General features: G+C 39.3%; 15 protein-coding genes. 2 read left to right on the forward strand and 13 right to left on the reverse strand.

Annotation, left to right across the window (positions count from 1 at the left end; translation table 11 throughout):
* Positions 1-37: 37 nt before the first annotated feature.
* The 9 genes from tuf to fkpA all read right to left on the reverse strand — a co-directional run bounded on the left by tuf (position 38) and on the right by fkpA (position 7565).
* Positions 38-1222, reverse strand: a complete 1185-nt coding sequence (gene tuf / locus WH390_RS13080) for an elongation factor Tu (RefSeq protein WP_032116381.1) — start codon at positions 1220-1222, stop codon at positions 38-40.
* Between the two features lie 71 nt (positions 1223-1293).
* Positions 1294-3405 carry an elongation factor G gene (gene fusA / locus WH390_RS13085; RefSeq protein ID WP_032116380.1) on the reverse strand — a complete coding sequence of 704 codons (2112 nt, stop codon included), beginning with the start codon at positions 3403-3405 and terminating at the stop codon, positions 1294-1296.
* A 76-nt stretch (positions 3406-3481) separates the two neighbouring features.
* Complete coding sequence (rpsG, locus tag WH390_RS13090) at positions 3482-3952, reverse strand: 30S ribosomal protein S7 (RefSeq protein ID WP_026822991.1); 471 nt, start codon at positions 3950-3952, stop codon at positions 3482-3484.
* Positions 3953-4050: 98 nt separating this feature from the next.
* The gene (gene rpsL, locus WH390_RS13095) at positions 4051-4425 is read right to left on the reverse strand and encodes a 30S ribosomal protein S12 (RefSeq protein WP_032116435.1); all 375 of its coding nucleotides are present in this window, start codon (positions 4423-4425) and stop codon (positions 4051-4053) included.
* A 130-nt stretch (positions 4426-4555) separates the two neighbouring features.
* Complete coding sequence (gene tusB, locus WH390_RS13100) at positions 4556-4861, reverse strand: sulfurtransferase complex subunit TusB (protein WP_032116379.1); 306 nt, start codon at positions 4859-4861, stop codon at positions 4556-4558.
* A 17-nt stretch (positions 4862-4878) separates the two neighbouring features.
* Positions 4879-5238, reverse strand: coding sequence for a sulfurtransferase complex subunit TusC (tusC, locus tag WH390_RS13105; protein WP_406850598.1), 360 nt, complete (start codon positions 5236-5238; stop codon positions 4879-4881).
* Between the two features lie 7 nt (positions 5239-5245).
* A complete protein-coding gene (tusD, locus tag WH390_RS13110) occupies positions 5246-5659 on the reverse strand; it encodes a sulfurtransferase complex subunit TusD (RefSeq protein WP_032116378.1) in 414 nt (137 codons plus the stop codon).
* Positions 5660-5663: 4 nt separating this feature from the next.
* Positions 5664-6368, reverse strand: coding sequence for a transcriptional regulator (locus WH390_RS13115; protein ID WP_032116377.1), 705 nt, complete (start codon positions 6366-6368; stop codon positions 5664-5666).
* Between the two features lie 459 nt (positions 6369-6827).
* The gene (gene fkpA / locus WH390_RS13120; protein WP_032116433.1) at positions 6828-7565 is read right to left on the reverse strand and encodes an FKBP-type peptidyl-prolyl cis-trans isomerase; all 738 of its coding nucleotides are present in this window, start codon (positions 7563-7565) and stop codon (positions 6828-6830) included.
* Between the two features lie 226 nt (positions 7566-7791).
* On the opposite strand from fkpA, the gene WH390_RS13125 reads away from it, so the two are divergent.
* Positions 7792-8013, forward strand: coding sequence for a SlyX family protein (locus tag WH390_RS13125; protein WP_032116376.1), 222 nt, complete (start codon positions 7792-7794; stop codon positions 8011-8013).
* 68 nt (positions 8014-8081) lie between these two features.
* Here the strand turns inward: WH390_RS13125 and slyD are convergent, their stop codons facing one another.
* The 4 genes from slyD to kefG all read right to left on the reverse strand — a co-directional run bounded on the left by slyD (position 8082) and on the right by kefG (position 11307).
* Entirely contained in the window at positions 8082-8636 is a 555-nt protein-coding gene (gene slyD / locus WH390_RS13130) for a peptidylprolyl isomerase (RefSeq protein ID WP_032116375.1), read from the reverse strand.
* Between the two features lie 90 nt (positions 8637-8726).
* Positions 8727-8930, reverse strand: a complete 204-nt coding sequence (locus WH390_RS13135) for a YheV family putative zinc ribbon protein (RefSeq protein WP_032116374.1) — start codon at positions 8928-8930, stop codon at positions 8727-8729.
* A gap of 26 nt (positions 8931-8956) precedes the next feature.
* Entirely contained in the window at positions 8957-10756 is a 1800-nt protein-coding gene (gene kefB, locus WH390_RS13140; protein WP_032116373.1) for a glutathione-regulated potassium-efflux system protein KefB, read from the reverse strand.
* Between the two features lie 2 nt (positions 10757-10758).
* Positions 10759-11307, reverse strand: coding sequence for a glutathione-regulated potassium-efflux system ancillary protein KefG (kefG, locus tag WH390_RS13145; RefSeq protein WP_032116372.1), 549 nt, complete (start codon positions 11305-11307; stop codon positions 10759-10761).
* Between the two features lie 116 nt (positions 11308-11423).
* Here kefG and WH390_RS13150 point away from each other — a divergent pair, with 116 nt between their 5' ends.
* The gene (locus WH390_RS13150; RefSeq protein ID WP_032116371.1) at positions 11424-13358 is read left to right on the forward strand and encodes an ABC transporter ATP-binding protein; all 1935 of its coding nucleotides are present in this window, start codon (positions 11424-11426) and stop codon (positions 13356-13358) included.
* The last annotated feature ends 40 nt before the right edge of the window (positions 13359-13398 follow it).

Consider the following 13398-nt stretch of genomic DNA (forward strand, 5'->3'; position numbering starts at 1 on the left):
AGAGGCTTTCGCCTCTTTTTTCAAATTCAATATCAAATCAAGCAATAATTTTAGCAACGACACCGGCACCGACTGTACGGCCACCTTCACGGATCGCAAAACGCAATCCTTCATCCATCGCGATTGGCGCTATCAACGTCACTTTCATGTTGATATTATCACCTGGCATTACCATCTCTACGCCTTCTGGCAACTCGATTGTGCCCGTTACATCCGTCGTTCTAAAATAAAACTGTGGACGGTAACCTTTAAAGAATGGCGTGTGGCGACCGCCCTCATCTTTGCTCAAAATATATACTTCTGATTCAAATTGAGTATGCGGATTAATTGAACCTGGTTTTGCTAATACTTGACCACGCTCTACATCTTCACGCTTGGTACCACGTAATAATACACCTACGTTCTCACCTGCACGACCTTCGTCCAGCAGTTTGCGGAACATTTCTACGCCCGTACACGTCGTTTTGGTCGTCTCTTTAATTCCGACGATTTCAACTTCTTCACCAACCTTAACTACACCACGCTCTACACGGCCTGTTACTACGGTTCCACGGCCTGAGATTGAAAATACGTCTTCGATTGGCAACAAGAACGGTTTATCTATCGCACGCTCTGGCTCTGGGATGTAGTCATCTAATGCTTTCGCTAACTCTAGAATTTTCTCTTCCCACTCAGCAACGCCTTCCAACGCCTTCAACGCTGAACCTTTGATTACCGGCGTGTCGTCTCCTGGGAAATCATACTGAGAAAGAAGCTCACGCACTTCCATTTCAACCAATTCCAGCAGCTCTTCATCATCTACCATATCACATTTGTTCAGGAAAACGATGATGTAAGGAACTCCTACCTGGCGACCTAATAGGATATGCTCACGTGTTTGTGGCATTGGACCATCTGTTGCCGCAACCACTAAAATCGCGCCGTCCATTTGTGCCGCACCGGTGATCATGTTTTTTACATAATCTGCGTGGCCTGGGCAATCAACGTGGGCATAATGGCGGGTTGGCGTATCATATTCTACGTGAGAGGTAGAAATTGTGATACCGCGCGCTTTTTCTTCCGGTGCATTATCAATTTGATCAAATGCACGTGCACTACCGCCATAAGTTTTCGCTAATACGGTGGTGATTGCTGCAGTTAAAGTTGTTTTACCATGGTCAACGTGGCCGATTGTACCAACGTTAACGTGCGGTTTTTTACGTTCAAATTTTTCTTTAGACACGACTCTATTCCTTATAGAGTTCTCTCAAACAATAGGAGAGAACCAGATTAAATAGTTAAACCGAAAGCCAATTACTTAGCTTTACGAGCTTCAATAATTGCTTGAGCAACATTGGTTGGTGCTTCATTGTACTTCAAAAATTCCATTGAGTAAGAAGCACGACCTTGAGTTTGTGAACGCAGATCTGTGGCATAACCAAACATTTCTGATAATGGTACTTGAGCACGAACTGTCTTACCAGTTGCTGTATCTTCCATACCTTCAATCATACCACGACGACGGTTCAGGTCACCAATTACGTCACCCATATAGTCTTCAGGCGTTTCAACTTCAACTTTCATGATTGGCTCCAGTAAAACTGGACCTGCTTTCATGAAACCTTCTTTGAAAGCCATAGAACCTGCAATTTTGAATGCCATTTCCGAGGAATCAACCTCATGATAGGAACCATCATACAATGCCACTTTGACATCAACAATGGGGTAGCCCGCCAGAACACCATTTTTCATCTGTTCTTGAACGCCTTTATCCACCGCAGGTATGTACTCTTTAGGTACAACGCCACCAACGATTTCGTTGTGGAATTCATAACCAATTTCATGGCCTGCTTCCAAAGGTTCAACGCGTATCCATACATGACCAAATTGACCACGACCACCAGACTGACGAACAAACTTACCTTCCTGCTCAACAGACTTACGAATAGTCTCACGGTATGCTACTTGTGGTTTACCAACGTTCGCTTCAACTTTAAATTCACGACGCATACGGTCAACCAATACTTCCAGATGCAACTCACCCATACCAGCAATAATTGTCTGACCAGATTCTTCATCTGTTGACACGCGGAAGGATGGATCTTCTTGAGCCAAACGACCTAAAGCAATACCCATTTTTTCTTGGTCAGCTTTAGTTTTAGGTTCAATAGCAACCGAGATAACAGGCTGTGGAAATTCCATACGCTCCAAAATAATTGGCGCATCCATAGCACATAGCGTATCACCGGTAGTCACATCTTTGAGGCCGATAGCGGCAGCAATGTCACCCGCTCGGACTTCTTTAATTTCTTCACGTTTATTAGCATGCATCTGAACGATACGACCAAAACGCTCTTTTTTATCTTTAACTGGGTTAAGAACGGTATCACCTGAATTAACTACACCAGAGTAAACCCGGAAGAAAGTCAAATTACCAACAAATGGGTCAGTTGCAATTTTGAATGCTAATGCTGAAAAAGGCTCATCATCACTTGCATGGCGTTCTGCTGGTGTATTTTTACCATCGGTTAAAACACCATTAATTGCCGGAATATCAGTAGGTGCGGGTAAATATTCAATAACCGCATCCAGCATTGCTTGTACGCCTTTATTTTTAAAGGCTGAACCGCACGTAACCAAAATAATTTCATTATTCAATACGCGCTTACGCAATGCTTGTTTGATCTCTTCTTCAGACAGCTCTTCGCCACCAAAATATTTTTCCATCAACTCATCTGATGCTTCAGCCGCAGCTTCAATCAGCTTACCATGCCACTCTTCAGCTTGAGCTTGTAAGTTTGCTGGAATATCTTCATAACCGAAAGTGACGCCTTGATCACTATCATTCCACTGGATTGCTTTCATTTTAACTAAATCGATAACACCAGTGAATGATTCTTCAGCGCCAATAGGTAACTGAAGTGGAACTGGTATTGCTGCCAGACGTGACTCAATCTGTTCAACAACACGCAAGAAATTAGCACCCATACGATCCATTTTATTAACAAATGCGATACGGGGTACTTGATACTTATTTGCCTGACGCCAAACTGTTTCAGATTGTGGTTGAACACCACCAACTGCACAATAAACCATTACCGCACCATCAAGAACACGCATAGAACGTTCTACTTCAATAGTGAAGTCAACGTGTCCTGGTGTGTCAATGATGTTGATGCGGTGTTCGTCAAACTGTTTACCCATACCAGACCAGAAAGCAGTAGTTGCAGCTGAAGTGATAGTAATACCACGCTCTTGCTCCTGCTCCATCCAGTCCATCGTTGCTGCGCCATCATGAACTTCACCAATTTTATGGCTCACGCCAGTATAAAATAGGATACGTTCAGTTGTTGTGGTCTTACCAGCATCAATATGGGCACTAATACCGATGTTGCGATAACGCGTAATGGGAGTTTTACGAGCCATTTTTTCCTCTCTCGTGACCGTTCAATTCGTACAAGGGTAACACCATGTTACCCTTACGAAACATAACTAGCGAATGCTACCAACGATAGTGTGCAAACGCCTTGTTAGCTTCTGCCATACGATGAACATCTTCACGTTTTTTAACAGCAGTGCCTTTATTTTCAGCCGCATCAGATAATTCGTTTGCTAAGCGCAAAGCCATCGATTTATCACCGCGTTTACGAGCAGCTTCAACAATCCAACGCATTGCTAATGCATTACGACGGACAGGACGAACTTCAACAGGAACCTGGTAAGTTGAACCACCAACACGGCGTGATTTAACTTCCACTGTTGGACGAACATTGTCCAGAGCTATTTCAAAGGCTTCTAAATGATCTTTTCCAGCACGTTGAGCCAGGGCCTCAAGCGCACTATATACAATTGCTTCTGCAGTAGATTTTTTACCATCTACCATCAAAATATTAATAAATTTAGCCAATAATTCTGATCCAAACTTTGGATCTGGTAGAATTTTACGTTGACCAATTACACGACGACGTGGCATGGATATACTCCGTTTTTAAATTCAGGGTTGTCCAAAACTCTATGAGTTTGTTTTGACATTAAAAAATTAAATGTTTGGCCTTACTTAACGGAGAACCATTAAGCCTTCGGCCTCTTAGAGCCGTATTTAGAACGACCTTGTTTGCGATCTTTTACACCAGAACAGTCCAGTGCACCGCGGACAGTGTGATAACGCACACCGGGTAAGTCTTTAACACGACCACCACGAATCAAGATTACTGAGTGTTCCTGCAAGTTATGGCCTTCACCACCAATGTAAGAAGACACTTCATAACCATTAGTTAAACGAACACGGCATACTTTACGCAATGCTGAGTTAGGTTTTTTAGGGGTAGTAGTATATACGCGAGTACATACACCACGTTTTTGCGGGCAAGCTTCCAGTGCAGGAACGTTGCTTTTCACAACTTTCGAGCTACGTGGTTTGCGAACCAGCTGATTAATTGTTGCCATTAAAAAAGCTCCTGGTTTTTGCTTCGTAAACACGGATATTCTCCTCGCTTATCGCCATGATAAAACACGAGGACGCGAAATTTTATTGCTGACAGAGGCAGGTGTCAAGAAATATACAAAGGATCATCCATTACCAAGCAAAATATTGTGGATGTTTTACCGTTAATTGCACAAAATCAACATAAGATATCTGACGGACATAAGATGACATATATGGCATTAATCCCCTGGCTTCTACATCATTTTGTAAAGCAAAAACTTGAATCCCTTTATCTTTTAATTGCATTAAAAAATTATTATCTTCATTACCCGATGAGACTTTATGTCCCAGCAAAACCCCATCCTGTAATAATAATACCTCATCCTGTTCCGTTAATAAGCTAATTAGTGAATCAAAGTCACTATAATAAGGGGAAGTAGAAATGGTATATAGCATGTTAGTCTTCTGTTTAACTAGAAAGTCAGAATTACATCATAATCTGCTAAGTTACGTCTAAGCCTGTCAGCAGGAATAACTGTTGCCGGTAGGATAAAGCTACTGTCAGCAGAGAATCCCCTTGCTTCAAGATCTTCCTGACAAATATAGCAAGCATTAATATCATATAATGGCAGTAATTTATAGGTTGAAATGTAATCACGCGCCAGGATTTTACTCGGATTTTGTTTGACCAGTAATTGGCAAACACCATCAGAAATAAAGAAAACACCAATCTTTTCAGTTAATGCAGAAGCGGCGAGCAAAGCATCTAATCCTTCACGACTACTTGAAGTTCCATGAGGTATTTTCATAAATACAAATGCTATTTTTTTCATATTTATCTCAAAATTGAACTGTGCGATCACAGACAAGCATGGCCTCAGCCAAACTACCTAACCCGCTCAATACAAAATCTTCATCCAGATTAGCACCAGGTAAGTGACTATTTTTGGCTTCAGTTTCATCAATAATACCCCGTCGCAATGCAGCAGCAACGCAGACATTCAATTGACATCCTGTCTGCTGTGCTAATGTTTTCCATCCTATAAGTAAATTAAATTCATCACTAGCTGGTGAAATTAATTGATTACCGTTATAAACACCTTCTTGATAGAAAAAAACGGTTTTTAGTATATGTCCTTCCATAACCAAAGCATTCGCGAATTGCCAAGCATTAGTGGCCTGCTGAGTTCCATAAGCAGGCTCTGTCACTAATAGACAATAAGTCAAAGGCTTATTTAAAGTAGAAGCCCCCATTTATTTACTCACCACTTTTAAACTGCCGTATATAGAGATAAACAGTGTGCTTAGAAATATTCAAACGATCAGCAACCTGATTAATCGCATCTTTAATATCAAAAATTCCTTTTTCATATAAATTGAGCACGACTTGTCTGTTTTTCATATTATTTGGCACATTGCGATCAGCATTAACTTCTTCTATGGTAAATTCCAATGCCTGAGCAACAAGATCATCAACACAAGAGGCAAAATTAACGTTGGAAGCAACTTCATGGTTTTTTTCCGGCACAAATGTTTTGACTATCTCAGAAAATGGCATATCTAAATTCATATTAATACAAAGTAAACCAATAACTCGCCGTTTGGGATTACGGATAGCAATAGTGACTGATTTCATTAAGGCGCCACTTTTTGCGCGCGTAAAATAAGCTTTCGATACACTGGAATCAATATCGGTCATATCATGTAGCATACGTAAAGCTAAATCGGTAATTGGTGAACCAATCTTACGGCCTGTATGTTCACCATTAGCTATTCTGACCGCTGAACATTTTAAATCTTCAAGTGAATGAAGAACAATTTCACAATGCCCACCAATTAACATAGCCAAACCGTCAACCATCGATTCATAAGATGTCAAAATCGCGTAATCAACACCATCAAACGGTTGATCATCCAGTAAATCATTATCACAGCTATCATTAGAATATAATAGGTTAGACATTCAGACTCCATCCTCTACATATTGACGAAACTTTATTAAACGATTATGTGAGTAAACACCGATCTTATTATTAATGTGCAATTTATTTAGCAATCATCAATACGCTAAACTTACGGTAAAAAGAATCTAAGACGTTAAAACCACAAAGACCGATCGTCAAGGGATCTCGTGTCAGACCTTTGGCCTGCCTCACAGGACATAAACAAAAAAGTAACTTAATCATTTAATTTAGACAAAAATCACAAAAAAACCTGCTAATAATACATTAAGTAAATTGAATAATATTAACATTTATAAAAATACTTTAAATTATATTCGATGTATTTATTGATAATGCGCAATTTCTATTACCGCATTTATATTGCCACTCATCATAAATTAATATAAATAAATCTCGACTATCCTTGATATATAAGAAAGCCAAAGGCAGAGTTTAACTCTGCCTCTTTTGTCTCTCAATTATTTCTTAGCCGGTTTGATATCTAATAACTCAACATTAAAGATCAAAGTTGAATTTGCTGGAATTGCCGCTGCTGCAGATTTTCCGTAACCTAATTCTGGTGGAATAATAAGTTGAATTTTGCCGCCTTTTTTCAATTGTTGCAAACCTTCGGTCCAACCAGGGATCACTGAATCAAGCGCAATTGTTAACGGTTCATTACGCTTATAAGAACTGTCAAATACTGAGCCATCAATTAAACGACCTTCGTAATTTACCACGACAGTATCTTTATCTGTTGGTTTTGCTCCTTGGCCTGGTTTTTCAATTTTATAAATTAATCCACTTTTTGTTTTTACTGCACTTTTCTCTTCTTTAAGATATTTAGCTCGATAATCATCACCCAATTTATCATTCTTTTTACTCTCTTCTTCCATTTTTAGCTGGGCTGCAGTTTGTATTCTTTTTTCAAGTGCTTTTAAGGTTGTTTCTATTTCTTGATCATTAAGTTTACTTTTATTAATAAACGCATCCTGTACGCCAGCTAAAAGCTGTTGCCTATCAAGATTAATACCGATAGATTTTTGCTGCATTAAAGAATTATCCATGTAACGACCCAGCGAAGCCCCTAATGCATAAGCGCTACGCTGATCTTCATTATCAAATTTCTTATTTGCATCAGCAGCGAATACTTGCGAGGTATTTAGCAACATAGACAAAGACGTCACTAAAAGAGTTGTTTTAAATAATGATTTCATTCAATTCTCCAATTATGTTTATTATTCCTAATCAGTCATAGTAAAGTGTATTAGCTAATCAACTGCGAGATAATACAATAAGTTAAGGGATTAAATATAGTTAAACCAGGCCAATAAAAAGAAGTTACCAGCTAAATCATAATAGAAAAAACTTCTCTAAGGCTTTATCAGTAGGCATTATATCGAATATCCAATCTATGTATTTCACTCCCGACAGGAGGTTCAAGTGGATTTACTTAAAAAATATGAAGAAAGATTAGAAGATTTGGAAAGTAAATTATCTTTTCAAGAGATCACTATTGAAGCGCTTAATCAAGTGGTTGTCGAACAACAACTTGAAATGGTTAAATTAAAAGAACATATGCAACTGGTTACTGAACGATTAAAAGCCACACAATCATCACCATTAGCGCCAATTAATGAAGAAACTCCACCACCACACTATTAAGCAATCAAAAAATCAGCGAGCCTATTTTCTCGCTGATTTATTTCAGTCTAGGTGATTATTATGCCAACTTAATGACAACCACAACCACCATGTCCATGAGAACACCCTTTATCACCATGATGCTCACCATTACAGCAACCACCCTCACGACCATCCTCACTATGAACATGGCCGTGCGCTAATTCTTCTTCAGTAGCTTCCCGGATCGCGATAATTTTAACATTAAATTTTAAATTCTGACCAGCTAACATGTGATTACCATCAACGATAACCTCATCACCTTCAATACCGGTAATTTCTACCGGTACTGAGCCCATATCGGTATCAGCTAAGAAACGCATACCAACTTGTAACTCATCAACACCAACAAAAACATCTTTTGGTACACGTTGAACTAAATTCTCATCATATTGACCATAAGCGTCATCAGCTTGGATTTCAATATCGAAATGTTCACCGACACTGCGTCCTTCGAGTGCCTTTTCTAAACCTGAAATCAAAGAACCACGACCATGCAAATAATCAAGTGGCGCAGTGTCCAACGACTCATCAACTAATACATCATCTTCTGTTCTCACTTTATAAGCCAGGCTCACCACTAAATCTTTCGCTACTTTTTTCATTACATCTCCTACAACGTCGTGGATAAAAAATTTTTCCGATTGTACAAAAAAAAAGTACAGCTGTATTGAAACTTATAAAAAACATTATTTTTATTTCAAAGTAAAAATTTCTATTTGCAAATTTTTATCTTTGATATGACTATCAGATCCATCTACTGTCTGAGATTGCCTATAGTGACACTTTTTACATTCAAGGTAATCAAATGCATTTTTTTGCCAAAGCATCAGCGTATCTTGAGATTGGCACTTAGGACAAACAGCGCCAGCAATGAATCTTTTACGTATTACAGACATTCACTTTCTCGCTAATTAATCTTATGTTAATCCCAACTTTTTGGTTGTCCACGCTCTTGCGTTATTTCTATTTCAAACAATTCTTCAAGCTCTCTACGCGCTTCTTTGATTCGAGTCGCTTGGCCAATCTCACCCTCACCGGCTTTAGGCGAATTTTCTTTAAATATTTTAACATCTAGTCGACGAAAATGCTGTTTTGCTCGGTGAGCCTGATGGGGATGTATACCTAGATTTATCAATGTCCTTTCGCCCATCTCAAGCGCACTGACAAATGTCTCTCGACAAAAATCGGTCACACCATTTTCTCGTAATTGATGCGCTTCAAAACGTCCTCGTGCTCTTGCTATGATATGAAGATTGGGAAAATTAGCCTGACATAAATGAACTATCCCCATCACTTCTTCCGGATTATCGCTGGTAATAACAATCACGCTGGCTTTCGCCGCTCCGGCCGATCGCAGTAATTGCAAATCTTGCGCATCGCCATAATAAACTTTATAGCCAAAGCGTCGCATCGTATAAATTGCACTGACATTTTGCTCTAATACCGTAATACGAATTTTATTGGCCATTAATAAACGACCTACAACTTGGCCAACACGTCCAAACCCTACCAAAATAACTTGTGGATCAGTATCCTCAACAAAAGGTTTTTCAATCGGCTCATTACGCACATTGTACCAGTGAGTCAGTAATTTGCTGATTAGCTGCATCATCGGTGGCGTTGTCATCATAGATAAAGTAACAATAACTAATAACAGCGACATTTGCTCGTTACTCATTACTTTCACATTAATAGCGGTCGAAAAGATAATAAATGCAAATTCACCAGCCTGACTCAATACGCCAGCAAACAGTAGGCGTGAAGAACGACGCACCCGCGCTAGCCAACCTAAAATATAGAGAATAGCAAATTTTAATATTACCAGGATCACAACACCGAAGACTATTTCTAATAAATGTGACCAAAGGATGGCTAAATTAAGCGACATGCCAACAGAAATAAAAAATAAACCGAGTAGCAAACCTTTAAAAGGTTCTATCGTGATCTCCAGCTCATGACGAAATTCAGTATCAGCCAGTAGTACACCCGCCATAAATGTGCCCAACGCCATAGAAAAGCCGAGTTTTTCCATAAAAAAAGCCGCACCTAATACGACAAGCAACGAAGCGGCAGTAAATATTTCATGAATACCTGACTTAGCAACCAGATGAAATAATGGCCGTAATAAATAGCGCCCTCCTACCCATAAACCAACAAAGGCAACCACTTTTAGTCCAATTCGATACCAATCGTTATCAGCCGTTCCACTGGCAAGAAATGGAATAAGTGCCAATATCGGGATCACTGCCATATCTTGAAAAAGTAAGACAGAAAAACCCAATCGCCCACTTTCTGCATTACTCATGTTCCTTTCATGTATAATCTGTAAGGCAATTGCCGTTGATGACATCGCTAAACCTAGCCCACCAACTAGTGCTGCTTGCCAAGAAAAATGAATAATAATCAGTAAACCGGTAAATAGTGCGGCTGTTATGATCACCTGAGCGGTGCCAACAACAAAAATTGAACGCCTTAATGTCCATAATTTAACTGGATTAAGTCCCAAGCCAATTAAAAACATCAAAAAAACCACGCCTAATTCAGCGAAATGCATAATTTCATCAACATTTCGGATAAACCCCAGCACAAATGGCCCAATGACAATACCAGTTAATAAATATCCTAATACCGCCCCTAGCCGAATTTTTTGGGCAATAGGTACCATAATGACACCCGCCAATAGGAATATCATAATAGAACGGAATGAACTAAATTCTTCCATAATTATAAACCTCCATGCTCTAAGGGTGATTTTAGCCAATCACGATAGGCTTTTGCACACTCCTGCATGTCTTCAAGCGACTGCCTTCTTGCCATATAGATAATCACCGGTGATAACCATTGCATTTCACACATTAAAGCAATAAGTTCAAAAGGACGTAACAATTCAGTTAACGGAAAACGGTTATAACCACCATATTGATAAGCTTCCTGAGGCTCTCCGGTAGTAATAACCGAACGCCAATATTTGCCTTTAAGTTGTTTACTTTGCTCACAAACAAAATTTCGCGTTAATACTCTATCAAACCACTCTTTCAAAAGAGATGGACAACTATAGGTATAAAGCGGATGCTGAAAAATGATAATTTCATGCTGACAAAGCAACTTCCGTTCATAACTGGCATTAATAAAATAGTCCGGATAAGTGCCATATAAATCATGGATCACAACATTGTCTAAATCCTGAACATATTCAATGAGCATCTTATTCGCCACAGATTCAGTAGGTTCAGGATGGACATAGATAATGAGAATCTTGGGTGGTAGCGACATAATTAGCTCCTCAAAAGCGTGCCAGAAGCACAATTTTTAGTTAACATACACACCAAAGGCCATTTATATTCTTTAAAATTATAAATGATTTAATATATTATCAAGATACGGTTTATATGATTGTATTTTCTTCGCTACAAATGCGCTGTGGTATTCGGGTTTTACTAAACAGTGCAACAGCTTCTATCACACCAGGCCAAAAAGTGGGCTTAATTGGCAAAAATGGCTGTGGAAAATCGACTCTATTTTCGTTAATCAAAGGTGACATGCAACCTGAAGCAGGAAGCATTACTTTTCCAACAACTTGGGCTCTCGCTTGGGTCAATCAAGAAACACCCGCGCTAAAAAAATCCGCCATTGAATATGTGATTGATGGCGATCACGAATACCGCAAATTAGAAAAACAACTACAACTAGCAAATGACAAAAATGATGGCCATGCTATTGCATTAATACATGGTCAACTGGATGCTATCAATGCTTGGAGTATTCGCGCTCATGCTGCTAGTTTATTACATGGTTTAGGTTTTTCACCATTACAAATAGATGAACCTGTCAGCGCCTTTTCCGGCGGATGGCGGATGCGACTAAATCTGGCACAAGCTTTAATTTGTCGTTCTGATCTATTATTACTTGATGAACCAACTAACCATTTAGATTTAGACGCGGTTATTTGGTTAGAAAAATGGCTTAAAAATTATACCGGCACTCTGATCCTGATTTCCCATGATAGAGATTTTCTCGATCCTATCATTGACAAAGTGCTGCATATCGAACAAGAAAATTTATTCGAATATACCGGTAATTATACTTCCTTTGAGCAACAAAGAGCGACTAAACTGGCGCAACAACAAGCACTTTACGAAAACCAACAAGAAAAAGTTAACCATTTAAAAAAATATATTGATCGTTTTCGTTATAAAGCAACAAAAGCTAAACAGGCACAGAGCCGGATCAAAATGTTAGAGCGTATGGAACTAGTTGCCCCCGCCCACATTGATAACCCATTTCACTTTTCGTTTCGAGCACCAGATTGTTTACCTAATCCCCTGCTTAAAATGGAAAAAGTTAGCGCTGGCTACGGCGATAAAGTAATCTTAAAATCAATTAAACTCAATCTGGTTCCCGGCTCAAGAATTGGTTTACTCGGCCGTAACGGGGCAGGTAAATCAACCTTAATCAAGTTACTGGCTGGTGATCTATTACCCCAACAGGGGGAAATTTCCTTAGCGAAAGGCATTAAACTCGGTTATTTCGCACAACATCAATTAGATTATCTGCGCATGGATGAGTCGCCATTACAACATCTTTACCGCCTTGCTACGCAAGAAACTGAACAACATTTGCGCGACTATCTTGGTGGCTTTGGCTTTAAAGGCGACAAAGTAAATGAGCCATGTATGCATTTTTCCGGCGGGGAAAAAGCGAGGTTAGTATTAGCCTTGATTGTCTGGCAACGGCCCAATCTTCTGCTGCTCGATGAGCCAACTAACCATCTAGATTTGGATATGCGACAGGCATTAACAGAAGCATTGATTGTATTTGATGGTGCCTTAATTGTTGTGTCCCATGATCGCCATTTACTGCGCTCAACAACAGATGAATTTTATCGCATTCATCAAGGTCAGGTTGAGCCTTTTGCTGGTGATCTGGACGACTATCAAAAATGGTTAACCGAACAGAATAAACAACAGCACCAACAAATTCGTCAGGAACAGTTACAAGATAAGATGCTATCAGCTAACTTAACTGCCCAAGATCGTAAAGAACAAAAACGACGTGAGGCAGAATTCCGCCAACGCACGCAGCCAATCAGAAAACAGTTATCAATATTAGAACAAAAGATCACAAATCTATCTAATCAATTAGCTCAAATTGAACAAAAACTGGCTGATAGTGATATTTATAACCACAATCGTAAATCTGAACTCAATAATTACCTAAAACAGCAAACTGAAACAAAATCGACATTAGAGGAAACCGAAACCGAGTGGCTAGCACAGCAAGAAACTCTGGAAAATATGATAAAAGAGTTCGAATGTCAGGCATAATTCGATTCAAGACAGATTTTTTTAACAATATAATAAAACT

Origin of the sequence: Candidatus Arsenophonus nilaparvatae (genome assembly GCF_045346035.1) — a bacterium.
GTDB lineage: Bacteria > Pseudomonadota > Gammaproteobacteria > Enterobacterales > Enterobacteriaceae > Arsenophonus > Arsenophonus nilaparvatae.

Excerpts from the sequence above, each read along its gene's own strand:
- fusA (WP_032116380.1), bottom strand. The coding sequence starts at position 3,405 with ATGGCTCGTAAAACTCCCATTACGCGTTATCGCAACATCGGTATTAGT.
- rpsG (WP_026822991.1), bottom strand. The coding sequence starts at position 3,952 with ATGCCACGTCGTCGTGTAATTGGTCAACGTAAAATTCTACCAGATCCA.
- rpsL (WP_032116435.1), bottom strand. The coding sequence starts at position 4,425 with ATGGCAACAATTAATCAGCTGGTTCGCAAACCACGTAGCTCGAAAGTT.
- tusB (WP_032116379.1), bottom strand. The coding sequence starts at position 4,861 with ATGCTATATACCATTTCTACTTCCCCTTATTATAGTGACTTTGATTCA.
- tusC (WP_406850598.1), bottom strand. The coding sequence starts at position 5,238 with ATGAAAAAAATAGCATTTGTATTTATGAAAATACCTCATGGAACTTCA.
- tusD (WP_032116378.1), bottom strand. The coding sequence starts at position 5,659 with ATGGGGGCTTCTACTTTAAATAAGCCTTTGACTTATTGTCTATTAGTG.
- WH390_RS13115 (WP_032116377.1), bottom strand. The coding sequence starts at position 6,368 with ATGTCTAACCTATTATATTCTAATGATAGCTGTGATAATGATTTACTG.
- fkpA (WP_032116433.1), bottom strand. The coding sequence starts at position 7,565 with ATGAAATCATTATTTAAAACAACTCTTTTAGTGACGTCTTTGTCTATG.
- slyD (WP_032116375.1), bottom strand. The coding sequence starts at position 8,636 with ATGAAAAAAGTAGCGAAAGATTTAGTGGTGAGCCTGGCTTATAAAGTG.
- WH390_RS13135 (WP_032116374.1), bottom strand. The coding sequence starts at position 8,930 with ATGTCTGTAATACGTAAAAGATTCATTGCTGGCGCTGTTTGTCCTAAG.
- kefB (WP_032116373.1), bottom strand. The coding sequence starts at position 10,756 with ATGGAAGAATTTAGTTCATTCCGTTCTATTATGATATTCCTATTGGCG.
- kefG (WP_032116372.1), bottom strand. The coding sequence starts at position 11,307 with ATGTCGCTACCACCCAAGATTCTCATTATCTATGTCCATCCTGAACCT.
- WH390_RS13150 (WP_032116371.1), top strand. The coding sequence starts at position 11,424 with ATGATTGTATTTTCTTCGCTACAAATGCGCTGTGGTATTCGGGTTTTA.